Origin of the sequence: Campylobacter sp. P091 (assembly GCF_002138935.1) — a bacterium.
Lineage (GTDB): Bacteria > Campylobacterota > Campylobacteria > Campylobacterales > Campylobacteraceae > Campylobacter > Campylobacter devanensis.
The window spans coordinates 130,094-154,596 of sequence record NZ_MJKZ01000001.1 but is presented as its reverse complement, the minus strand read 5'-3'; the positions used below and the strand labels follow the sequence as shown (position 1 = coordinate 154,596).

Below are 24,503 nucleotides of genomic sequence, written 5' to 3'. Positions count from 1 at the left end.
AGATTGTCAAGGCGTTACGAATAATGCCTTGACAATGACAAACACCTATGGCCAATTAAATTAACACAACACTACTTAAAATGCCCTTTGGTATGAGAAGTCTATAAGCTCATTTTTACCCTCGCTAGCAGCTGCGTATAGAGCGAAATTTGGATTGCGTAAAAGCTCCCTACCATAGGCTACTATATCGCAGTATCCGCCCTCTATCATCTGCTCGCCCTGCTCTTTAGTAGTGATTAATCCTACTCCAATAACTGGTATATTTACCACCTCTTTAATAGCTTTTGCATAACCTGCTTGATACATAGGCTTAAGTTCTGGAACTAGGCTTGGCTTAGTTACCACGCCACCGGCCGATACACTGATATAGCAAGCACCTAGCTCGGCACATTTTTTGGCTATGATTTTGCTATCTTCTATGGTATTTCCGCCCACCTCCCAATCATCAGCGCTAATGCGAACACCAAATGGGATAATAGGTGAAATCTCTTGAGCAATCAAGCTTAGAAGTCGCATTCTATTATCTATACTTCCGCCAAATTCATCATCTCGTTTATTGGTTAGTGGGCTTAAAAACTCGCTAATCAAATACCCATGCGCTGCGTGTATCTCTACAATATCATAATTAGCAGCCTTGGCTCTTATAGCGGCATCTTTAAATTTAGTTACGATTTCATAAATTTCTTGAGTGTTTAGCGCCTTTGGATGCTGGTATTCAGGGCTAAAGCATATTCCACTAGGGCTTAATATATTATCGCAAGTCCCCTTGGCTCCGGCGTGTCCTAGCTGCACGGCTGTAGTTTTGCAAGTATATTTTTTAATCTCATAATTTAGCTTAGTGTGTGCTTCTATTTGATTATCACTCCATAATCCTAAATCATTTTTAGATATACAACCCTCTGGTGATACCGCTGTGGCTTCAACTATGATAAATCCAACTCCACCAAGCGATCTAGCCGGATAATGTAATCTATGAAAACATCGTGGCAATCCGCTATAATCCCTAGCCTTATAAACACACATTGGTGGCATAGCTATGCGGTTTGGAAGTGTGAAATTACCAACTTTAATAGATTCAAATAATATAGACATTAGTTCTCCTTTAAACATTTTTCTATCGGTATTATTATACCGTTTTGCTCTTTAGAGACAAAGCTACTGGTGCCAAATTCATAATTAAATTTCGCACTAGTAACATTATAATCTCCGCATTTTATAATCTCTTTTGAGTTAAATTTATACAAAAGCTCATTTATATCAATGCTTCTTTGATTATCCATCTCATTATATAAAAACCCAACAAAAAATATAGCACTACAAAGCGCTAAAATAGATATCTTGGATTTTAAATTTAATTTATCATTAAACACAGCAAGAAAGATCAAAATAGCAAGGATAAAAACTAAAAAAAGCAAAATTCTCATCTCTCGCCTCTTAGCTGATAGCTGATATCTCCGGCACCAAAGCCGATCACAAGGCCACTAGCTAAGCTATGTTTAACGCCAAAATTATCAAAAAATTCAATACTATTGCCGTTGCGTTTAATGCTATCAGCAAATAAAGCACCCTTAAATTCGCTCTTTAAATCTATATTATTTGGCTCTTCACCAGCGGCATAAACAGGCAATACCACAAGCTCATCAACATCACTAAAACACGCTTTAAATCCATCTAAATTTGCCATTAATCTTGAGTATCTATGTGGTTGGAATATCGCTGTAATGCTCTCAAGCCCAAGCAGCTTTGCATACTCTTTAGCACTTTTTAGAGTCGCTTTAATCTCTGTTGGATGATGACCATAATCATCGATTAAGGCAAACTTTTCATTAGCAACTAAGATATCAAATCGCTTTTTTATCCCTTTAAATTTCTTAAGATTTTCCCTAACTTCTTCAAGTCCCATCATAGAATTAGCCGCCAAAATAGCAAGACTCGCATCCACAGCGATATGCTCTCCCATGCCCCAAGCCTCGAATTTGCCAAGTCCTTTGAGATGAAAACTTGTATATGGCTCATAATTTCTAAGCACCATTTGAAGATTGGTTATATCGCCTCTTTCTAATCTAATAGCGTCCATTTTAATAGTGCTTAAAAACTCATCTTCAGCATTAATAATACGAATCTTAGCTCTTTCTAAAAACCCCTTATAAGCAGCGTGAAATTTCTCAATATCATTATCATAATGCTCCATATGTTCAGGTTCAGCATTTGTAACAATAGCTAAAAATGGATTGGAATTTAAAAAGCTACTATCACTCTCATCAGCTTCAAATATCAAATTATCACTAGCTTCATACTTCATATTTGAGCCAAATTCTTTACTTATAGCACCAATTATAGCGCTACCTTCCATAAGGGCTGCAAGCATAGCTGAAGTTGTGCTTTTACCATGTGCTCCAGCTACAGCAAAGACTCTTTTACCCTCTAAAATAAATGGCAAAGCCTCCTTCCTTGATAGGCACTCAATGCCACGCTTTCTAGCCTCTAAAAGTTCTACATTATCACCTTTAATTGCAGCACTATATACTACAAAATCAGGATCTTCTATAGCACTTTTACAGTGTGGTACGGTGATTTTCATACCGCTAGCTCTAAGCTCTTTAGTAATAGCACTATCAGCAATATCTGAGCCACTGATTATAAAATTACGCTCTTTTAAAAACCTAGCAATCGCTGAAATTCCAATCCCGCCAATACCGATGAAATGAACTTTTTTCATATATTTAATCCTAATAACGCTTCAGCTTTTTGACGGAATTTCCATATTGAGCGAGCTTGTGTAATTAGCTTTTTATCTATATCACACATTAGCATTCCTTCATTAGAATCTAAGCTATTTTCAATCTCTCCATGTGGATTTATAAGCATAGTTTGCCCATAAAACTCACTCTCAACCTCGCCAAATTTAGTTTTGCCAAGACGATTTACACGAACGATATATATATTATTTGTAAGCGCTCTCATCTTTAAAAGTTCATTCCATCGCTCATTAGAATTTAGCGTACAAGCGCTTGGCAATAGCACGCAATCGACCTTTTTAGCTACAATCTCAGCCCAAATTCGATCAAAATGCGCCTCAAAGCCAAAAACAACCCCAAATTTAATCCTATCAACACTAAAACTCATTATCCCAAAGCTATCTTTTTTAGAGTAGAATTTCGCTTCATTCCAGTGAGGATAGTCTATTAAAATATTTTGCTCTTCATATTTTGTGCTTTGTGGGCTGAATTTAGCTACGACCTTTTTACACTCTTTGCCTTTGATTTGTAAAAGTGGGGCTATTATCGTTAGATTATATCTATTTGCCATGGCTGAAAGACTAGTCTTTTTGTGTTCGCTCTGCTCTTTTATCATAGATTTTGGCATCTTTATAATCTCATTAAAAAACGAATTGATCACATATTCACCAAGCACTACTACGCTAGCTCCACCTTTAGCTGCTAAATTTAAATAATGATCGATTCTTGAATCGCTCATAGCCAAAGTATACAACTGTAAAGCTGCTACCTTACTCACTCTCTTCTCCTATTTGAGTAATCTCTAGCTTAGCATTTTCTAGCATAGCTCTAGCCTCGTTAACTAGCTTTAATCCATCTTTATATAGTTTTATACTATCACTAAGCGCTAAATTCTCATTATTTAAACTCTCTAAAAGCTTCTCAATTTTATCTATTTTATTTTCAAAACTCTCACTCATCTAATGCCTTTTTAATATGTTTTTCTATCTTATCTATCTCGACTAAAAATGCGTCATGCCCATAATCACTATCAACACATATATATCTTCCTCTATGCCCTTGACCTATCTTAACTAGCGCTTCATACATCTCAAGCATCAAATTTGGCGGAAACAAAATATCCCCACTAAATGAGATAAATGTTAGCCTAGCACGAGTAAGCATCAAAGCCTCATTAAGTGAGCCGTAGTGTCTAGTACAATCGAAATTATTCATCATCTTAACAACATATAGATATGATAATGGATCAAATCTTTTAGGGAAGTTATTGCCATTATACTCCATATACCTATCTACTTCAAATCTACCTAAAAGCTCGTATAAACCATCAGTTTCTACATATTTTCTACCAAATTTTTTATCCATCGTAGCAGGACTTAAAAAGCTAATATGCCCAGCCATTCTACCAAGTGCCATACCTGTTAAGCCATTTGCTGCTATATCATCTTTATCATAGTAGCCGCCTTTAAAATTTGGGTCTTTTACTATGCCTTCAATAGCGATTTTATTAAATGCAATTGCCCAAGCTTTAGTAGCATATGTAGTAGCTAGCATTATCACTCTTTTGGCAAAATTTGGAAACTCTATAGCAAAGCACAGAGCTTGCATTCCACCAAGGCTACCACCGATTATTGCGTAAGCTTCTTTAATGCCTAGCCTATCAAATAACCTCATCTGCGCTCTTACCACATCGCTTATTACAAGCACAGGAAAGCGAAGTCTATACTCTTTTTTAGTGCTTGGCTCTATACTTAGAGGATTTGTAGAGCCAAATGAACTACCTAAGATATTTACACAGATAACAAAATATTTAGTAGTATCAATAATCTTTCCATCACCTATTACGCCATCCCACCAGCCAGCTTTTCTATCGCCTTCATAAATTCCAGCGGCATGAGCTGAACCAGTGAGTGCATGGCATACGACTATAGCATTGCTTTTATTCTCATTTAGTTTGCCATAGCACTCATAAGCTAAATCAAATTCGCTTAAAATTCGCCCGCTTTCTAAATGCAACGGCTCATCAAAATGCTCTACAGCTCTATATATTTCCACTAATTTACTCTATAATTTGGTGCTTCTTGAGTTATGATAACATCGTGAGCATGGCTCTCTTTTAATCCTGCACTTGTGATCTCTACAAACTCAGCCTTCTCTTGAAAAGTTTTAATATCATTGCTACCACAATATCCCATTGAGCTTCTCAATCCACCTACTAACTGATGAATCACATCACGAATTGTACCAGCATATGGCACACGACCTTCGATCCCTTCGGGAACTAGCTTATCTTGAGCGGTACCTTCTTGAAAATATCTATCACTGCTACCTCTAGTCATAGCACCGATACTTCCCATACCTCTATAACTTTTATATTGACGCCCTTGGAAGGTTACTAACTCACCTGGACTCTCATCACAACCAGCAAGTAAGCTACCTACCATAATGCAGCTAGCACCGGCTGCTAAAGCCTTAGCAAAATCGCCACTATATTTAATACCACCATCAGCTATAATAGGCACATTAAATTCCTTAGCCGCCTCAGCACAATCGCTAATAGCTGTAATTTGTGGCACTCCAACTCCTGCTACAATTCTAGTAGTACATATCGAACCTGGCCCAATACCTACCTTCACTCCATCAGCTCCGGCTTTGATTAGATCTATTACAGCTTTAGGATTTGCTACATTACCTACTATGATATCTACTCCAGTTATTTGAGATTTAATCTCTTTTAAGGTATCTATAATCCCTTTGCTATGGCCATGAGCAGAGTCCATTACCAAAGCATCAACCCCAGCTTCGGCTAAAGCTTTGGCTCTATCTATTTGACCAACGCCAATTGCTGCAGCCACTCTAAGGCGACCAAATTTATCTTTATTAGCGTTTGGATACTCTTTGCGTTTTTTAAGATCTTTAATGGTTATTAAACCTTCTAATTTACCATTTTTATCTACTATAGGTAGCTTTTCAACTTTATTTGTAGAAAATATCTTTTGTGCATCATCTAAAGTACATCCCGATGGAGCGGTAATGAGTGGGGCTTTTGTCATCACTTCGCCTACTTTTTTACTATAATTATGCTCAAATCTCAAATCACGATTTGTTAAAATCCCTATTAATACACTATTTTCATCAATTACTGGCACACCTGAAATTCTATAATCACTCATTAACTCCAAAGCATCTTTGATACTAGCATCAGCGGTGATTGATATAGGATCCATTATTACGCCACTTTCACTTTTTTTAACCTTTTTTACCTCTTTTACTTGTGATTCTAGATCCATATTTTTATGGATAACCCCAATTCCACCAAGTCTAGCCATCATAATAGCCGTTCTATGCTCTGTAACTGTATCCATCGCTGCTGATACTACAGGTATATTTAACTCGATATTTTTACTAAATTTAGATCTAATATCAACTTGTTTTGGCAAAATTTCAGAGTATTGCGGGACTAATAAAACATCTTCAAATGTTAAGGCTCGTTTTATGATTTTCATACTATTTTCCTTTTATTATATTCTCTAAGCTTAAAGCTGTGTCTAAAACTGTCTGTTCTTGCCACGCTCCACCAATTAATTGAGCGGAAATATTTAATCCATTTTCATCATTTGATACTGGCACAGTGATAGCTGGAAGGCCTGCTAAATTCACTCCAATTGTATAAATATCACTCAAATACGCACTCAAAGGATCTTTTAATTCACCAAATTTATATGCCACAGATGGCGCAACTGGCATTAAAATTATATCTACTTCATTTAAAATCTCATCATATTCACGCTTGATAAATGCTCTTGCTTTTTGTGCTTTTATATAGTAGGCATCATAATATCCACTTGATAAAACAAATGTCCCAAGCAACATTCTTCGCTGAACTTCAGCACCAAAACCTTCACCTCTAGTATTTGCATACATCGCTCCAAGAGAATCAGCACTAGCTCTATTGCCATATCTTACGCCATCATAGCGACTCAAATTTGCACTAGCCTCAGCTGTAGCAATGATATAATATGCGGCAATATCATATTTAGAATTAGCTAACTCTTTATAGCAAATTTCATGACCGGCATTTTTTAACTTCTCTATGGTTGAATTTAATGCATCTTTAACTGGAGCGCTTGCTTCATCAACATAGTTTTTAATTACAGCTATTTTTAATTTTCTATTTGGATTTAAATTTGGAGCCACTGGAGTAAAATCTACATTTGCACTAGTGCTATCTAGTTTATCATGTCCAGCAATAACATCATATAATATTGCAGCATCTTCTACATTTTGCGTAATTGGCCCAATCTGATCTAAGCTACTAGAATAGGCACTAAGTCCATATCGACTGACCCTACCATATGTAGGTTTAAAGCCCACACAACCGCAAAACGCCGCTGGTTGGCGTATGCTACCACCCGTATCACTACCAAGAGCCGCTATAGCTATACCGGCTGCTACAGCCGCTGCGCTTCCGCCACTACTTCCGCCTGGAACTCTAGAGTGATCAAGCGGATTTAGCGTTCTACCATAATATGAACTCTCAGTAGTGCTTCCCATAGCAAACTCATCCATATTTGTTCTACCAAATGGAGCTAAACCAGCTAAGATTAGCTTCTCAATTACAGTTGCGTTATATGGTGCTTTGTAGCCTTGTAAAATTTTTGAACAGCTTGTAATTGCCCAATTTTTTACTTGAATATTATCTTTTATAGCAATTGGCACACCAGCAAAACTCTCATCAATTGGACTATTTGTCAATTGCTCAACATATGCACCTATCTCTTTAGTTTTTTCTATTTTATTAATCAGCTCTTTACGAAGTAGCTCTAGATCGCTAGAACTTAACTTCATAGCCTCTTTTAGACTTATCACTCTTTCTCCTTATATATATTAACCAAAATTATTCCTACAGCAGTAACGGCTAGTAAAACTGCAATTGTAACAACTATAGTTATAACCCCAACTGGTTCAGTTAGCACTCATCACCTCAGCACATCTAGGACATAGACACTCATCACTTTGAGCGCTAAATTTCCAGCATCTTGGGCATTTAAATTTAGCCGAACGAGCAACAACGAATCTATGATCATCTACTACAAACTCTGCTAAAATATCACTATCAACTCTAAATACTCCAAAATTACTTACCATATACCAATCAGCTACTTCATCTTTATCAAGAGCCAATATAGAATCACTGCTAGTTTGAATTTCTAATTCTAAAGTAGCTTTAATTAGCTTATCTTTTTTTAGATTGTCAATAATTTCATTAAATTTCTCTTTACTCTCTCTAAGCAATGTATCATCGATTGCACTATCAAATTTAATTGGTTCATAAACTAGATCAAAAACATCGCTTTTACCATCTTTGATTATACTAGGTGCATACTCCATAACCTCATCTACTGTATATGTAAGAGTTGGAGCAATAAGCGGTAAAAGCGCCTTAGTTATTAAAGCCATAGCAGTTTGCGAACTTGCTCTTTTAGTGCTATTTGCAGCATCGCAGTATAATCTATCCTTGCATATATCTAGATAAATACCACTTAAATCGCCGCTTAAAAAATTTAATAAAATATTAAATCCTTTTGAATACTCATAATTTTTAAAACAGCTACTAACTTCATTAAAGCACGCACTTGCCTTGCCTAAAATCCATCTATCTAGCAAACCAAATTCATAATTAAATTCTTTTAAATCGCTAATATTGGCTAGTAAAAATCTTATAGTATTTCTAATCTTTCTATACTGTTCGGCTACTTGTTTTAAGATATCATTGCCTATTTTTAAATCACTTGAATAATCACTTAAACTAACCCATAGACGCAAGATCTCAACACCAAATTCCTTAGCAACTGCATCTGGAGCTATTACATTGCCTTTGGATTTGCTCATCTTTTCGCCATTTTTATCTACGGTAAATCCATGAGTTAATACGCTTTTATATGGTGCTTTTTCATTTACAGCACAGCTTAATAGTAGAGAACTTTGGAACCACCCACGATGCTGGTCGCTTCCTTCAAGATACATACTAGCACTATATTCACCAGCATCATAATCACTGCTATTTAACACAGCATTCCAAGTTGAGCCACTATCAAACCAAACATCTAAAATATCGCTAATTTTTTCTAATTCATCAGCCTTAAATTTAGACCCATTAGGCAATAGCTCATCGATACTCATACTCCACCACGCATCAGCACCTTTTTCATCAAAAATCTTAGCTATATGATCTAAAATTTCACTATCAAAAATAACTTCTTTAGTAGATTTAATTCTAAAAAATGCAATTGGCACACCCCAATCACGCTGACGACTAATACACCAATCTGGACGATTTTCTATCATTGATGATATTCTTTTAATCCCAGCTTCTGGATAAAATTTCACACTATTTAACGCCTCAAGAGCGGTCTGACGCAGAGTTTTGCCGCTTAATTTTGGCTCATCCATAGCAATAAACCACTGCTTTGTTGCTCTGTAAATTACAGGTTTATGCGTTCTCCAGCAAAATGGATAACTGTGAGTAAATTTACTTACTTTAACTACTGCATCGTCTAAAAGCTCTATAATTTTCTCATTAGCTTTAAATATATGCATACCTATAAACTCATCTACAACATCTGCTGGCAATAAACCATTATGTTTTAGCGTCTCATCATATAGCCCAGCCTCATCAACTGGCATTATAACCTCTATACCATATCTAAGACTAGCAAAATAATCATCTTCTCCATGACCAGGTGCAGTATGGACTAATCCTGTACCGCCATCCATTAAGACATGCTCGCCAAGAATAAATTTAGACTCTCTGCCATTAAGTGGATTTATAGCGTGTAAATTTTCTAATTTTTGCGAATTAAACTCACTAATAATCTCTCCACTTGTAATGCCTTGAGCTACTAAAACCTCAAGTAAAGGCTTAGCAAAAATTAATTTCTCTTTTGTAATACAGTAAATTTCATTTGGATTTAAACTAATTGCTTGATTAGCTACTAATGTCCATGGAGTAGTAGTCCATATTACTGCTTTAGCATCTTCAACTCCTATTGCTTTAGATGCTGATTTTGATAATTCAAAAGCTACATATAGACTATAATCTTCTTTATCAGCATACTCTACTTCAGCCTCAGCAAGCGCACTCTTAGCCGCCCAGCTCCAAAATACAGGCTTACTTCTTTCTATTAAAAGACCTTTTTTAGCCACTTCGCATAGGGTTCTATATATATTTGCTTCAAATTTAAATTTCATCGTCATATATGGTTCTTCCCAATCCCCTATGACGCCAAGAGATTTAAACTCAGCTTTTTGAATCTCTATAAATTCACTAGCCCAGTCTCTACACTCACTTCTAATAGCTGCGGTACTCATACTCTTTTTTTTATCACCAAGTTTCATCTCTACTTGTTGTTCAATTGGTAATCCATGACAATCCCATCCTGGAGTAAATCTAACACTCTCTCCAAAAAAGTAGTGAGTTTTAACTATTATATCTTTTAAAATTTTATTTAATGCATGACCTATGTGAAGGTGACCATTTGCATATGGTGGGCCATCATGAATATTAAAACTCGCAGATGCATTTTGACGAGCTTTTTTCATCTTATCATAGACTCTATTTTTATCCCATTTTGCGTATCTTGCTGGTTCATTTTGTGGCAAATTGCCTCTCATTGCAAAATCAGTAACCGGCAACAAAAGAGTATCTTTATAATCCATATAACACCTTTAATAGTAAAAAATTTTTTGATTTTAGCAAAAAGTATATAAAACTTAAGTAAAAATTGCTAAATTTAATCTATATAAATTTTTATAATTCAAATTTAACCTATCAAATGCTATTTTTAAGCAAACTTTTTGATTATTATGATATAATCACCGCTCAATTTTATATACCGCTCAGGAGGTCAAATATGGCTTTAGATACGGCTAAAAAAGCTCAAATAGTTGCAAAATTTGCTAGAAAAAGTGGAGACACAGGCTCTTCAGAAGTTCAAATTGCACTGCTAAGCACAAGAATAGCAGAACTAACAGAACACCTAAAAGTAAATAAAAAAGACTTTAGCTCAAGATTAGGTCTATTAAAACTAGTTGGTCGTCGCAAAAGACTATTAAAATACCTAAAAGCTACTAAATATGAAACTTATACTAAATTAATAGCTGAACTAGGTCTAAGAGATAAATAATTCATAAGCCCTTTTTGGGGCTTTTTACTTCTATACACTATAAAATCAATATCTATTAAGCAAAAAAATTGTAGAATACTAGCTTAAATTTAAATTTAGGAATTTTTATGCTAGGAATGGGAATCGGTGAAATATTAATAGTCGCCATTATTGCTGTAATAGTCTTAGGTCCTGATAAACTACCAAGTGCTATGGTTAATATAGCAAAGTTTTTTAAGATATTTAAACAAACTATAAATGGAGCTAAAAGCACATTTGAACAAGAGATAAAAATAGCTGAATTAAAAGAGGATGCTAAAAAGTATAAAGATAGCTTAACTAGCGGCATAGATGGAGTAAGAAAAAAGCTAACATTTGAAGAGCTTGATGAGTTAAAAAGCAATGTAACTAATATAGCAGGTTCAACACAAAAATCACTAGCTGATATCCAAAATGAGATATCAAATTTAAATCCTATAAATAAATTAAATGCTGGTTTTGACTTTAATGATGAAGAAGATCAATCACAACAACCCAAAAATACAATAACTGATAATCCAGCAAATATAAGCAATCCACCAAAACCAAATTTAAGCTCATTAAATAGCATAAATAGCAACCTAAATTCCAACCAAAAAGAGCTAAAAAATGAAATTCAAAACACAAAAGAGGCATAATGTTTGAAGATTTAAGACCGCATTTAATCGAGCTTAGAAAGCGTTTGTTAATTAGTGCATTATCGGTTATAGTATGTTTTATCATATGTTTTAATTTTTGGGCGCCTTTGCTTGATTTTATGACTGCGCCACTTAAGGCTGTATTGCCAGATAATAGCAACATCATATTTACTCAAGTAGCTGAACCATTTTTTACAGCGATGAAAGTAGCATTTTTTGCTGGACTTTTGCTTGCATTGCCTATAATCTTTTGGCAATTTTGGTTATTTGTAGCTCCAGGACTATATGAAAATGAGAAAAAATATGTAATTCCATTTGTGCTAAGTGCTACAATTATGTTTATTGTAGGGGCTGCGTTTTGTTACTATTTTGTAGTGCCTATTGGCTTTGCTTTTCTTATAAATTTTGGTGGAACACTATTTCAAGCACTCCCTAGCATTGGGGATTATGTAGGATTTTTTACTAAGATTGTAGTAGCTTTTGGAATTAGCTTTGAGCTACCAGTTGTTACATTTTTTTTAGCTAAGATTGGTATGATTACTGATGAGAGTTTAAAGGGATTTTTTAGATATGCGATTGTTGGGATATTTATTTTTGCAGCGATTATGACTCCACCAGATGTGCTTAGTCAATTTATGCTAGCTATTCCATTAATTGGACTATATTCTTTATCAATTTTAATAGCTAAAATGGTAAATCCAGCACCAAAAGATATAGATGAAGATGAAGAAGAAATTGATGATGAAAAATAATATATTTGATCTAGATAGTTATGATTATGAGCTTCCCTCTAGCTTAATTGCATCATCTCCAGCTAATCCAAAAGAGAGTGCTAATCTATTAGTGTATCAACGCTCTAACAATAAAATAACGCATACAAAATTTGGTAATTTGATGGAATTTTTACCAGATTGTGATATTATTTTTAATGATACTAAAGTTATCAAAGCTAGAATCTATGGCAAAAAATCCAGTGGCGGAGCTGTAGAGTTATTATTAAATCAACCTTTAGGCCAAGGTAAATTTAGCACTTTAATTAAAGGTCGAGTAAAAGCTGGGACAATTTTAGAATTTGATAATGGGCTAAGTTGTGAAGTTATAGAGCTTTTAGATGAGTATCGAATTGTTAAATTTAATCAAAATGGTAATGAAATTAAAACAGAAAATTTATACCAAATTCTAAATCAAATAGGACATATCCCACTCCCTCCATATATCAAAAGAGCTGATCAAAAAAGCGATGAGATATGGTATCAAAGTATATTTGCTAAAAATGATGGAGCAGTAGCTGCACCAACTGCTAGTTTGCATTTTAGCCAACAAATGATACAAGATATAAAAAACAAACACAACATCTCATATATTACTCTACACGTAGGAGCTGGAACATTTAAAGGTGTTGAAGTTAGCGATATTAGAGAGCATAAAATGCATAGCGAGATCTATACTATAAGCGATGAGGCGATAAATACTATAAATAGCAATAAGCCTATTCTTGGCGTAGGAACGACAGTTACAAGATGTATTGAATACTTTTATAGAACTGGAGTAAAAGATGGACTATGTGATCTATTTTTACATCCAGCTAATCCACCACAAAGACAAAACTATCTATTAACTAATTTCCACTTACCAAAATCTACATTAATTATGTTAGTAGCAAGCTTTGTGGGCTTAGAAAATGTCAAACAAATTTACAAACAAGCTATAGAAAAAGAGTATAAATTTTACTCCTATGGTGATGCGATGTTGGTGATATGATGAGAATTTTATTTTTACTTTTAATGGCTGAATTTGCAATGGCAAATAGCGTAGATATTAAGGAATATGTCGCTTTTAGCGTACTATTTTTCTTTGTAATGCTACTAATCGTAATTAGCAGGAAACCAGTACAAAATAGAAATCAAAAACTAATCCGTACATCAGATAAAAGATTAGCTAAACTAAATTTAAGATTTTTCCATAATAGGCTTGAAAATGGTGATATTATCGAGCGCTTGGGGTTATTTTTTAGAGTACTTCATGATAAAGCTGCGCAAAACCAAAATATCATAATCTTTAACTACCCTCCAAGACAAGCTAGGTATTTTAGTGCAAATTTTAAAGCTATCACAAATGCAACTCATAATATTCTTTGTTTTGTAAATAAAAGCATAAAAAATAGCTCAATTTTATTTACTATAAAACCAACCAAAAATCAAGATGAATATCAAATTTCAATTAAAACTTCAGCTCAAATGAATACTAGTGAGATTATAAGCGCATTAGAATATAAAAATAGAAATATAAATTATAAATTTCTCTCTATCGCTTCAAGCTATGCTGAACAAATCGGTTCAAAGATTGAATTTAGCGTAAAATCCAATAGCTCAATCTTTTCATTTAACGCTACAATGCATCAGCTAAAAGAGCCACAAATCAGCGAACCAAATGAGCAAAAGAGTGCCTTAGTAGCCTATGAGAGTCAGACTGGATTTTTTGCTCTTGTAGCTGGACTTAGTATTTTTGGGATATATATCCAACCAGAATCAAGCTGGGAGAGTGTTAAAAACCATATAACAGATATGCTTTATAAACCTGATTTTTTATTTATTCAAGCAAAAATTGTTAAAAAACTTCCATATAATGAGTTGAATTTAATCAAAGAGTGGCAAAAGATTAAGGGCTTTAAGATTGTTATAATAAGTGATAATTCTCATTTTGATGATGTCGCAAGCAGCTTTGGTGATACAAAACTATACCAACCATATACTATAGATGAGTTAGCTAGCGTAATTTGCTAGCTATTCCATCTCTAGACGCATTAGATACATATCTTCACCGCTAATAACATCTAGCGAATTTGAACCACATTTTGGACAAAGAAACTCATTTTCTAAAAGCACACTTTGAGCACCGCACTCGTTGCATTTAATCGTAATATCTTTTGGATGAATTATAAGCTTAGCGTCTGAACAGATTGTATCTGCTTTAAAAGCATCAAAAGCACTTTGTAAATAGTGTGCTTCTACTCCGCTTAATCTTCCTATCTCAATCTCTACTTTATTTATCTTTGTAGCATTATGCTTCATAGCATTTGTCTCGCACAATTTAAATAGATCTTGGACTATAGCTAGTTCATGCATTGACTCTCCTTTCTAGCAAATTCTAGGTAGTAACTCACCTTTTGGTGGCTCCATAAATCTAGATGCTCCATAGCTATTTTGTATAATTACATCACCTTTATTGCTATCTAAAATCTCGCCAATAGTATTTGCATTTGAGTCAAATTCTCTTAAAATCTCAAGCGCTTTAATCTCATCTTTAGGATCAATAGCTAAAACAAAGGTTCCCTCATTAGCAAGCTCATAAGGCTCAAAACCAAGAATTTCACAAATTCCCATCACCTCATCACTTACAGCGATATTTTCCTCATTGATTTTAATATCATATCCGCAAGCCTTCGCCCACTCATTTAAGACTGCTGAGAGTCCGCCACGAGTAGCATCTCTCATAGCAAGAGGAGCGATATTAGCATTTAAAAGCGCTTCAACTACATTATTTAAAGGCTTACAATCGCTTTGCAAATCCAAATTTAGCTCATTTCTATTTGCTAAAATCACAGCACCATGCCTACCTACATCACCGCTTAAAAGGATTTTCGCACCACTTTTTAAATTCCCCACTCTAGACTCTTTGATAATCTCTCCAATACCTGAAGTATTGATAAAAATCTTATCACAACTCCCCTTGCTAACCACCTTAGTATCACCGCAAACTATGCTAACTCCAGCCTCATCAGCCGTGCTTTTCATACTATTTAAGATCTCTTTAAGCTCATCAATACCAAGCCCCTCTTCTATAATCAAAGCACAACTAATATACCTAGGCTTTGCCCCTACCATTGCTAGGTCATTTATCGTCCCACAAACTGCGATTTTACCGATATCGCCACCTGGGAATTTAGTAGGGCTTACTACGAAGCTATCGGTGCTAAATGCGAGTTTTCCACTTAAATTTAAAATCGCACTATCATTGCTTTGGGCTAAAATTTCATTATCAAAAATCCTAAAAATCAACCCATTTATGAGTTCATTCATCTCTTGCCCACCACCACCATGAGCTAATAATATCTTTTTCATCTATCCTCTTTTGCTATATTTATAATACGCCGCACAAGCGCCCTCGCCACTTACCATACAGCTACCAATAGGATTTTGTGGATTACACACCTTGCCAAAAACCTTACAATCATACGGCTTAGCCTTACCACGCAAAATTTCACCGCAGATACAGGCCTTAGACTCCTTAGATTCGCCAACTTCTACATTAAAATATTTTTTAGCATCCAAGTAGCTAAACTCATCTCTTAGTCTTAATCCGCTATCTTTGATAACGCCTAGCCCTCTCCACTCAAAATCACACGGCTGAAAATATCTATCTATTAGCTCTTTGGCCTTTAAATTACCATCTTTGCTAACCACTCTAGCATACTCATTATAGACCTTATGGGTGCCATTTTCATGCTGATTGACTAAATTTAATATACTATCCATAAGATCCAAAGGCTCAAATCCGCTTACCGCAATAGGCGTTTTAAACTCATTTGCTAGCTCTTCATAAATTTTACTACCAGTAATCACGCTCACATGCGATGGACCCAAAAACGCATCGATTTTCACATCTTTATCGCTCATTATAGCCCTTACTGGTGCTGGGACTGTGACATGATTTATATGTATAAATAGATTTTGTAAATTTAACTCAACAGCTTGTTTTACCACCACTGCGCTCATAGGCGTGGTGGTCTCAAATCCAATAGCAAAAAATACAACCTTTTTATCTGGATTTTCTTTGGCTATTGTGATTGTATCAAGTGGCGAGTATAAAGCCCTAATATCAGCCCCATCAGCTCTAAGCTCGGATAGAGAGCCTTTACTCCCTGGTACCCTTAACATATCAGCTAAGGTACAAAATATCACCCCATCTATACTAGCAATCGCTATAGCCTCATCAATGCGACTTCTAGGCATTATACACACAGGACAGCCTGGGCCGTGGATGAAATTGATATTCTCTCCTACTAATTGCGGTAAGCCAAATTTCATTATACTATGAGTATGACCGCCGCAAATCTCCATGATATTTAATGGCTTTTTGCTTCTTTGCTTGATTATCTGACTTAAGGCTAAAATCTTATCTTTATCTCTAAAACTATTTATCAAATCCATTAAAATCCTTCATATGTTTTAAATGCTAACTTATAAAGAGCTGTTAAAATATCTTTATCAATCTTTTTAAGTTCATTATAAACACTATCTTTTTGTAGTTGCAAATGTAGGTTTTGCTTTAGTAGTTTTTCTATAGTTTTTGGCAGTTGTTCGCAAAGTTTTTTAAAAGCCAATTTATCACCTGTTATAATTTCGTAAAATTTATCAATAGAAATTCTGCGTAATCTTTCATTGCTAGTTTGCCTTTGTCCATCAAGACTTATTATCCAAGGCTCATTTGCTGATTTTTTAGCTATTACTTCTACAAGAGCACAAATATCTTTGGAATTTTTAGAATTTAAAAGATGATTTTGCATTTTCATAAATGTTTTTTGACTTGATGAGCTATTCATGGTATTGTGTTTATTTTTCAGCTCGATAAAATATGAGTTTTTTTCGCCTTTAAAGACTATATCCCAGCCACTTTTTGGAACTTCGCAACCTTTAATATACTGAAAAATATTTTGATGAAAATATCCAATAGAGTTATTATTTGATTTATCTCTTTGTCTTTGTAGCTCCAAGTCTATAATCTCTTCATAACTTTTAACATAAATATGTTTATCAAAAAGCAATTTTATAGGGTCGATTATATTTGAGTTAAATTTGCTTAAATCAATACTTTTTAACACTTCTTGATACTCGTTTAAAGTCTGCAAAACATGTTTTTCAAAATCACTTTGCGATATAAAGTCTAAAATAAACTCTCGCCCCACTTCGTTTCTCCATTTAATGATTTAATTATCTCTTTACCAATTTCATAAGCCAAATTCACAGGCACAGCATTACCTATTTGCTTGTATTGTTCTGCCATAGAGCCACAAAACTGCCATTCATCTGGAAAGGATTGAATTCTAGCATTTTCTCTTACACTAAATGGCCTAATCTCACTTGGGTGGCACCTGTCAGTTTGCTTCATTTGCGGTGTTGTAAGCACAGTTAGGCTTGGCTCATCAAAGCTAAGTCGCCTTAAAATTCCAGTTCTACCACCAGCCATATTCCAGCAAGTTTTCATATAAGCTTTAGCAATATTTGGATCTATATCACGCCAATACCCACCAGCAGGCACAAGAGCAAAAACAGCCGCTTTTTGGTCTGAGTATTTAGCACACTGGCTTTTTGGGACATTTTGTAAAATATCTCTCAAAACCAGCTTTTTATCGTGCTTTTTAGGAAAAGCAAAAAACACCTTATCTTGCAAATCTTTTCTAATTCCAACTACAATCAATCGCTCTCTTTTTTGCGCCACACCATAATCAAGCGCATTTAGCACTTTATATTCTATATTATAGCCTTGTTCGCAAAAAATATCGCAAATTATTTTAAAAGTATTGCCTTTATCATGTGTTAAAAGTCCTTTGACATTTTCAAATAAAAACATCTTAGGTTGTAATTTTTTTAAAAACAAAGCATAATGATAAAATAGAGTCCCCCTAGTATCTTCAAGGCCAAGCCTCTTACCTGCGTAACTAAAGCTCTGACAAGGCGATCCACCAGATAATAGATCCAACTCTTTGATTTTTATATTAAATTTGCTCTCTAAATCACAAGATGAAATTTCAGCAATATCATCACAAATAACATTCCAATTGGGTCTATTTGCCAATAAAGTTTTAACAGATGATTTATCTATTTCTATCAAACCTATATGGGCAAAACCGGCTTTTTCTAATCCAAGAGCCATACCACCGCCACCAGCAAATAACTCAATACTTTTAAGCATCAATCTCTACTTCAACGCTGCTAAGCCCATATCGCCTTCATCAGATGGTATTTTGCCACTATTCATATCATCTGCTATTTGCTTATAAATCTCTAAGCTTTCTAAAGCGTATTTGGTATCTATCTTCTCCATCGCAAAGCCCACATGTATCAGCACATAATCCCCCACCGATACAGGCTCGGCTATCAAGTCCAAACTCACCCCACGCTTAACGCCGAGAGTTTCAACAATGGCAAAATTATTCTCATCTATTGATATCACTTTTGAAGGTATGCTAAGACACATTACTTTAATTCCTTTTTCATTTTTAGATAGTTTATCCACTTATCTATGCCTAGACCCGTTTTACTATCGACTTCTATTATATCAACTTTTGGATTTAGTTTTTTGGCCTCTTTTTTCACCTCATTGATATCAAAATCAAAATGCTCTAATAGCGAAGTTTTCGTTATCACCACTATATCAGCCGCCCTAAACATAACAGGATATTTAGCCACCTTATCGCTCCCTTCTGGCACACTGATTAAGACAGCATTAAGGTGAGCACCCACATCATAACTAGCTGGGCAAACTAAATTTCCCACATTTTCTATAAATACCAAATCAAGCTCTTTAAGCGGCAAGTGGTGTAAGCCATTATGTACCATAAAAGCATCTAAATGACAAGTTTGGCCGGTGCTAATCTGATGAGCCTTGCCACCTGCGTTTATAATGCGATTAGCATCCATATTGGTCTCTAAATCCCCCTCAACTACCCCAACTCTTAGGCCGCTTGATTTTATAGTAGCTTCTAAAAGCGTGGTTTTTCCCGCTCCTGGGCTACTCATCAAATTCACACACAATAGCCCATATTCGTCTAAATGCGCTCTATTGTGAGCAGCTTCGTGATCATTATCTTTTAATATTTTCTCTACTACTTCAATAGTCTTTTTTTCATTTAACACCGGATGGTCATGATGACCGTGATGGTGATGATTATGATGATCATCGTGACTATGATGATGCGATCCACCCATACTGCAACCACAATCTTTACACATAATATCTCCTTAATTTTAAAACAATTAATAATCTTATATATTAAATCTTAGTATTATATCTAAGCAGATTTAAGCCAAAGTAAATCTGCCCCATAGCAATACCAGAATCATTCATAGGCTCATTAATTGGCAAATAATATTTAATATCATGGCGTCTAAACTCAGATATAGTTCTTTTTAACAAAGCTCTATTTTGCCATACTCCACCGCATAAAACAACTGGAAGATTATGCATTTTAGCAATCTTTAGAGCTAAATTTGAAATTCCATTTATAAAAGCAGTAGCTGCTACTTTCATAGGATCATTTAAAGCGCCTATAAATGCATTTTTATAATTAATTACATCTTTATCTATTTCAAATTCATAGGCCGCATTTATGTTTTCATCATATAAAGCCTCAAGCGTCATAGGGGCTTGCGCATCATAGGTAATAACTGGCAAATTTAGCACAATTGCAGCAAATGCATCAAAAATTCTACCAAGCGAACTAGTATCTACTATATTTAATCTATTTTTTAAGATTTTATCTAGATTAGATTTTTGAATTTGAGGTACTATGGCATCTATTTTTGGTGAGTTTAGATTGTATTTTTTTGCTATTGCGTAAGCTAGATAGTAGATATTTTTTATCCCTTTATCTGCTCCAATAAGCTCAAAATTATCAAAATGCATAACTCTTTTAAACTCATTATCTTTGCATCTTAGCACTTCGCCACCCCATATAGTAGCGTCCTGGCCATATCCAGTTCCATCAAAGCTAAGAGCTAAAACTTCACAATCTAAGCCATTTTCTAACATTACACTAAGAGCATGAGCATGGTGATGATAGACCTTATAAATCCCTTTATCTTTAAAATTATTTACAAATCCAAAATGCGGATGAGCATCACCAATGATAAAATCAAACTCAAACCCATAAATACTCTTAAAACTCTCCAGCAGCTCATCAAATCTTTTAGTTACTGCTAAAGAGCCCATATCGCCAATATATGGAGAGCTAAAGATAAGGCCATCTTTATAGATAGCAAATTGATTTTTCATCAAACTCCCAAGCGCTAAAAAACACCCTTTTGGCACATCTTTTAATCCTAAATTTAAAGGTGTAATATTAGGCTTTAATCCACGAGAAGTTCGAATATAAATTGGCTTTGACAATAGCTCAAAACAGATGCTATCATCGCTTGGATTTACAATATCTCTATCATTATCAAGAGCATAATCACACACACTACCAAGTCTGCTAGCAAGCTCATCAAAGTTTGTTAAAATAGGCTCTTTGCTTGGGTTTGCGCTAGTGGCTATAATTGGAGAATTTAATCTATCTAATAGCATTATATGTAGTGGAGTTGGCGGTAAAAATATACCAACACTTCCTACGCCACTAGATATTGACTTAGGTAGATTATTTTTGGATTTTAATAAAACAATAGGTTTTAAATTCGAGTTTAAAATCTTAGCTTCACTCTCATTAATATAAGCATAATCACAAGCCATATCAAGATCTTTACACATTATGGCTAAAGGTTTATGCGGACGCCTTTTACGCTCTTTTAGAGATGATACAGCCTCACTATTTAGAGCATCGCAAACAAGATGAAATCCACCAACTCCTTTAATAGCTATGATTTTACCATCTTTTAAATCATCTATACATCTTTTAAGAGCCTCTTGATCATTTGCAAGAATTTTGCCATCTAAACTCTTATAGCTTAACTTTGGACCGCAGTTTTTACATGCTACTGGTTGAGCATGATAACGGCGATTGGTTGGGTCTTTATACTCATCTTGGCACTGTTTGCACATATTAAATTTGCCCATTGTAGTATTTATTCTATCATATGGCAAGCTTTTAATTAAAGAAAATCTAGGGCCGCAGTTTGTGCAGTTGATAAATGGATGATTATATCGTCTATTTGTAGGATCTTTTAATTCAGATTTACACTCATCACATATAGCAAAATCAGGTAAAATCGGTGCAAATTTATAACTTTCTTGCGAGCTAATTATATTAAAATCATCATATTTTTTATCGCTATTGCTAATAATAATATTATCTATTCTAGCTAGTGGAGGCAAATTTATTTTAAGCTTAGATATAAACTCATCAATATTTTTCTCATCGCCACAAAGCTCAATTTTCACACCGCTAGAATCATTTAATACAGTTCCATTTAGCTCAAGATTTTTAGCTAATGAATAGACAAAAGGGCGAAATCCAACACCTTGAACCAGCCCAAAAACTTCAATCTTAATTGATCTCAAGTGGATAGTGTCCGCTAAATTTACTTTTATAATTTGAATTACAAAACTTTAAAGCCAAATTTGCAATTACAGGATTAGCAAAGAGATTTCCGCTAAATATCATACATTCGCACTCTAGCTCATCTTTTAAAATATCACCAAAATCACTTAAAAAAAATGCCAAACTCTCCAAACAGCCAAAGCTAATATTTTTCGCATCTGCACCAGCTAGCCTAAAACTCATCGTGCTTCTAATAGCTCTTACCCAATCAAATTCGCTCTTGCTACTCATCTTATAATCAATTCTTACCCCTTTTAAACCACTATAATCCCTAGCGTAGTTTAAAATTTGGCCATTGTATCCTAGAATTTGATCAATTATCATAAATAGCGAATAAAAATTATTAGGTAAATCTATAGTACCATTTGGTAGCTTGTACTCTTTTTGATAGTTTGCAAGTAACCTATCGCCACCATCGAATTCGGAAATTTTTTGCCAAATTTCTTCAAAGCTCTTTGGTAAATTAATTCTAAGCATATCAAATACATCTTCACCCTTATAAACTTTGATAAAGTCGCTATATTTTTGACTTAAAAATACTCTAGCGATTGTAGAATTTGCTACACCTAACTCACTTACACAAAGACCAAAAAGAGCATAATTTTTATCATCAAATGAGTTTATAAACTCCATCTCTTTAGTTTTTATAAACTCTCCAGCTCTAATAATTAAAATTCTCTCGTCTAAGATTGATATTTTCATATCATTTTTTAAACTTTTAATAGATAAAAAATTTATCCCATTTTCACTTAGGGCTTGAGTAATCTTATAAACATTGATATCCCAAGCGCTTCTAACATCAAAATATAGCGGTGCATCTTTGTGATTACTGCGATATATCGCATTAGTACGCAAATTTATAACCGGCTTTTCAAAACTAGCAAGAGCGATTAGAGATTTTTCATCGCATACAAAAATTTTAGCTGCATTTTTAAGATTTGTTGGTAGTATATAATCATAATCAAAACTACTAAATTTAGATATCTCATAACCATCATAATTTACAGTTTTACCAGCCATTATATCTTTTATAGCATTAGCTATAAACATATTATCACTTTTAAAACCAAACTCATTTTCATCTGATTTTAAAGCATTTGGAGTAATATTTTTAAAACTAAAATCAAACTCGAATTCGCTATTTTTTGGTAATTCATCAGCTAAACTAACCTTGGACTCTTCAATAAAAATTGAGTGCGGAACTAAATTTATATACTCATCGCTAAATTTAGCTAGCTCGTTTTCATTGCCTTCTACATATAATTTTATAGATCTATTTTGAGCTGTAATGGAGTATTTTAAAGCACTTTTTTTAGCCCAAAAATCTAAAAAAAACGCTAAAACCGAGCCATCATTTGCACAACTAAATTCAAAGCAAAGTATCAAAATTGCTCCTTTTTCCACTCATCAGCCATATCTTGCACACTTTTATCATCTATCCTTTCATAGCTAAAACCTAAATTTGAAAGCTCTTTTAAGATTATTTTTTCCATTAAATTCGTAGATTTTTTAATCTCATCGCTAAGCTCAAAACTCATTGGAACAATTCTTCTAGGTATTACACCTATTATTTTAGTTTGCGGTCTATCACCCACCAAATCCATCATCTCTATGGTTTGGAGCATCTCAATCTCATGAGCTGAGCCAGACCACTTTATACTCTTTGGCATATCTTCAAAATCAAAAAAATATACATCACCAATCTGCCCATCATCAGCATCAATACAATCAACAACAATGAGATAATCACTATCAGCCATTATCGGAGTTAAATGATTTGCTAAAGTACCGCCATCTACAAATTTTAAACTATGTTCTTTGGAGTTAAATTTAAAGTTATTCTCAATCATCTTAACAAAATGAACGCCGACACCTTCGTCGGCGAACATTACATTTCCTACTCCTAGGATTAAAACACGCATCTACTTCTCTTTTGGGAATTTGTAGCCGCTAATTATTGCATCCATAGCACCATCTTTGCCTTTTATAGCGTTAAATACAGCCATATAGATATGAACTACCATAAAAATAAAGATAATCCACATAGCAATATGGTGAATTTGACGCACATTAGCAAGTCCTCCCATCCAAGCCTCAATAACTTTCATAGGCGTATAAAGCAACCCGCCAAGTCCTTCATGATATACATTGACATATAAAATCAAGCCAGTCAAGCAGATCACAAAAAGCACAATATAAAAGAATATATAAGAGGCAAATTGTAGTGGATTATAGGTTCCTTGTATATGCGGGTGCTTACCTAAGAATAGATAATATTTAATTTGAGCAATCCAAACTTTAATATCTAAAAAATTCTTTACACTCACTCTTTCAATATGGCTTTGTTTATCAAAGAAAAATAGATATATCTTAAAGATAAAACAACCTATTAGTATAAATCCAGCTATTTGATGAACAGCACGCCATTTAGCATTCATAAAATTTATAGGCTCACCTGTTATAGCAGGACTTACAAAGACATAAGCAAGATAAAATCCGCTCACACTCAAAACTACAATAGATATAGCTCTAATCCAGTGCGTAAGGCGTAATCCTATGCTAAATTCATAATCAGCGATATGTTTTTTACTATTTTTCATATCTGCTC

General features: G+C 34.4%; 25 protein-coding genes. 5 read left to right on the top strand and 20 right to left on the bottom strand.

Annotated features, from left to right (window positions below; genetic code table 11):
* Positions 1-75 precede the first annotated feature (75 nt).
* From CIGNP91_RS00785 to ileS, 9 genes are all read right to left on the bottom strand, one after another.
* Entirely contained in the window at positions 76-1,092 is a 1,017-nt protein-coding gene (locus CIGNP91_RS00785) for an oxidoreductase (RefSeq protein WP_086253102.1), read from the bottom strand.
* Positions 1,092-1,424 carry a hypothetical protein gene (locus tag CIGNP91_RS00780; protein ID WP_086226465.1) on the bottom strand — a complete coding sequence of 111 codons (333 nt, stop codon included), beginning with the start codon at positions 1,422-1,424 and terminating at the stop codon, positions 1,092-1,094. The genes CIGNP91_RS00785 and CIGNP91_RS00780 overlap by 1 nt, the downstream gene beginning before the upstream one ends.
* Entirely contained in the window at positions 1,421-2,719 is a 1,299-nt protein-coding gene (gene murC, locus CIGNP91_RS00775; protein ID WP_086253101.1) for a UDP-N-acetylmuramate--L-alanine ligase, read from the bottom strand. Before murC ends, CIGNP91_RS00780 begins: the two co-directional genes overlap by 4 nt.
* The gene (locus CIGNP91_RS00770) at positions 2,716-3,516 is read right to left on the bottom strand and encodes a carbon-nitrogen hydrolase family protein (protein WP_086251394.1); all 801 of its coding nucleotides are present in this window, start codon (positions 3,514-3,516) and stop codon (positions 2,716-2,718) included. The genes murC and CIGNP91_RS00770 overlap by 4 nt, the downstream gene beginning before the upstream one ends.
* Positions 3,509-3,697 (bottom strand): exodeoxyribonuclease VII small subunit, encoded by a 189-nt coding sequence (gene xseB, locus CIGNP91_RS00765; RefSeq protein ID WP_086253100.1) that lies wholly within the window; start codon positions 3,695-3,697, stop codon positions 3,509-3,511. Before xseB ends, CIGNP91_RS00770 begins: the two co-directional genes overlap by 8 nt.
* The gene (metX, locus tag CIGNP91_RS00760; RefSeq protein ID WP_086235786.1) at positions 3,690-4,793 is read right to left on the bottom strand and encodes a homoserine O-acetyltransferase MetX; all 1,104 of its coding nucleotides are present in this window, start codon (positions 4,791-4,793) and stop codon (positions 3,690-3,692) included. Before metX ends, xseB begins: the two co-directional genes overlap by 8 nt.
* A complete protein-coding gene (gene guaB, locus CIGNP91_RS00755; RefSeq protein WP_086253099.1) occupies positions 4,793-6,244 on the bottom strand; it encodes an IMP dehydrogenase in 1,452 nt (483 codons plus the stop codon). Before guaB ends, metX begins: the two co-directional genes overlap by 1 nt.
* 1 nt (position 6,245) lies before the next feature.
* Entirely contained in the window at positions 6,246-7,607 is a 1,362-nt protein-coding gene (gene gatA, locus CIGNP91_RS00750; protein ID WP_086253098.1) for an Asp-tRNA(Asn)/Glu-tRNA(Gln) amidotransferase subunit GatA, read from the bottom strand.
* Between the two features lie 96 nt (positions 7,608-7,703).
* The gene (gene ileS, locus CIGNP91_RS00745) at positions 7,704-10,457 is read right to left on the bottom strand and encodes an isoleucine--tRNA ligase (RefSeq protein WP_086253097.1); all 2,754 of its coding nucleotides are present in this window, start codon (positions 10,455-10,457) and stop codon (positions 7,704-7,706) included.
* A 194-nt stretch (positions 10,458-10,651) separates the two neighbouring features.
* Here ileS and rpsO point away from each other — a divergent pair, with 194 nt between their 5' ends.
* From rpsO to CIGNP91_RS00720, 5 genes are all read left to right on the top strand, one after another.
* Complete coding sequence (gene rpsO, locus CIGNP91_RS00740) at positions 10,652-10,924, top strand: 30S ribosomal protein S15 (protein ID WP_086224655.1); 273 nt, start codon at positions 10,652-10,654, stop codon at positions 10,922-10,924.
* 107 nt (positions 10,925-11,031) lie between these two features.
* A complete protein-coding gene (gene tatB, locus CIGNP91_RS00735; RefSeq protein ID WP_086226472.1) occupies positions 11,032-11,580 on the top strand; it encodes a Sec-independent protein translocase protein TatB in 549 nt (182 codons plus the stop codon).
* A complete protein-coding gene (gene tatC, locus CIGNP91_RS00730) occupies positions 11,580-12,332 on the top strand; it encodes a twin-arginine translocase subunit TatC (protein ID WP_086253096.1) in 753 nt (250 codons plus the stop codon). Before tatB ends, tatC begins: the two co-directional genes overlap by 1 nt.
* Complete coding sequence (queA, locus tag CIGNP91_RS00725) at positions 12,322-13,341, top strand: tRNA preQ1(34) S-adenosylmethionine ribosyltransferase-isomerase QueA (RefSeq protein WP_439097821.1); 1,020 nt, start codon at positions 12,322-12,324, stop codon at positions 13,339-13,341. Before tatC ends, queA begins: the two co-directional genes overlap by 11 nt.
* Complete coding sequence (locus tag CIGNP91_RS00720) at positions 13,341-14,363, top strand: hypothetical protein (RefSeq protein WP_086253095.1); 1,023 nt, start codon at positions 13,341-13,343, stop codon at positions 14,361-14,363. The genes queA and CIGNP91_RS00720 overlap by 1 nt, the downstream gene beginning before the upstream one ends.
* Here the strand turns inward: CIGNP91_RS00720 and hypA are convergent, their stop codons facing one another.
* From hypA to cybH, 11 genes are read right to left on the bottom strand one after another with little or no spacing between them, the layout of a single operon-like run.
* The gene (gene hypA, locus CIGNP91_RS00715; RefSeq protein WP_086224132.1) at positions 14,364-14,705 is read right to left on the bottom strand and encodes a hydrogenase maturation nickel metallochaperone HypA; all 342 of its coding nucleotides are present in this window, start codon (positions 14,703-14,705) and stop codon (positions 14,364-14,366) included.
* A gap of 12 nt (positions 14,706-14,717) precedes the next feature.
* Positions 14,718-15,701 (bottom strand): hydrogenase expression/formation protein HypE, encoded by a 984-nt coding sequence (gene hypE / locus CIGNP91_RS00710; protein ID WP_086253094.1) that lies wholly within the window; start codon positions 15,699-15,701, stop codon positions 14,718-14,720.
* On the bottom strand, positions 15,702-16,790 hold the full coding sequence (gene hypD / locus CIGNP91_RS00705) for a hydrogenase formation protein HypD (protein WP_086224128.1): 1,089 nt from the start codon (positions 16,788-16,790) through the stop codon (positions 15,702-15,704).
* A complete protein-coding gene (locus tag CIGNP91_RS00700) occupies positions 16,790-17,545 on the bottom strand; it encodes an Eco47II family restriction endonuclease (RefSeq protein ID WP_086253093.1) in 756 nt (251 codons plus the stop codon). The genes hypD and CIGNP91_RS00700 overlap by 1 nt, the downstream gene beginning before the upstream one ends.
* Positions 17,524-18,552, bottom strand: a complete 1,029-nt coding sequence (locus CIGNP91_RS00695) for a DNA cytosine methyltransferase (protein ID WP_086253092.1) — start codon at positions 18,550-18,552, stop codon at positions 17,524-17,526. The genes CIGNP91_RS00700 and CIGNP91_RS00695 overlap by 22 nt, the downstream gene beginning before the upstream one ends.
* Before the next feature lie 6 nt (positions 18,553-18,558).
* Positions 18,559-18,837, bottom strand: coding sequence for a HypC/HybG/HupF family hydrogenase formation chaperone (locus tag CIGNP91_RS00690; RefSeq protein WP_086253226.1), 279 nt, complete (start codon positions 18,835-18,837; stop codon positions 18,559-18,561).
* Positions 18,837-19,592: a hydrogenase nickel incorporation protein HypB gene (gene hypB / locus CIGNP91_RS00685; RefSeq protein WP_086224122.1), complete on the bottom strand. Its 756-nt coding sequence runs from the start codon at positions 19,590-19,592 to the stop codon at positions 18,837-18,839. Before hypB ends, CIGNP91_RS00690 begins: the two co-directional genes overlap by 1 nt.
* A 40-nt stretch (positions 19,593-19,632) precedes the next feature.
* Positions 19,633-21,855, bottom strand: a complete 2,223-nt coding sequence (gene hypF / locus CIGNP91_RS00680; protein WP_086253091.1) for a carbamoyltransferase HypF — start codon at positions 21,853-21,855, stop codon at positions 19,633-19,635.
* A complete protein-coding gene (locus CIGNP91_RS00675) occupies positions 21,842-23,281 on the bottom strand; it encodes a hypothetical protein (RefSeq protein WP_086253090.1) in 1,440 nt (479 codons plus the stop codon). Before CIGNP91_RS00675 ends, hypF begins: the two co-directional genes overlap by 14 nt.
* Positions 23,278-23,817, bottom strand: coding sequence for a HyaD/HybD family hydrogenase maturation endopeptidase (locus tag CIGNP91_RS00670; protein ID WP_086253089.1), 540 nt, complete (start codon positions 23,815-23,817; stop codon positions 23,278-23,280). Before CIGNP91_RS00670 ends, CIGNP91_RS00675 begins: the two co-directional genes overlap by 4 nt.
* Positions 23,818-24,495, bottom strand: coding sequence for a Ni/Fe-hydrogenase, b-type cytochrome subunit (gene cybH, locus CIGNP91_RS00665; RefSeq protein WP_086238582.1), 678 nt, complete (start codon positions 24,493-24,495; stop codon positions 23,818-23,820).
* Between the last annotated feature and the right edge of the window lie 8 nt (positions 24,496-24,503).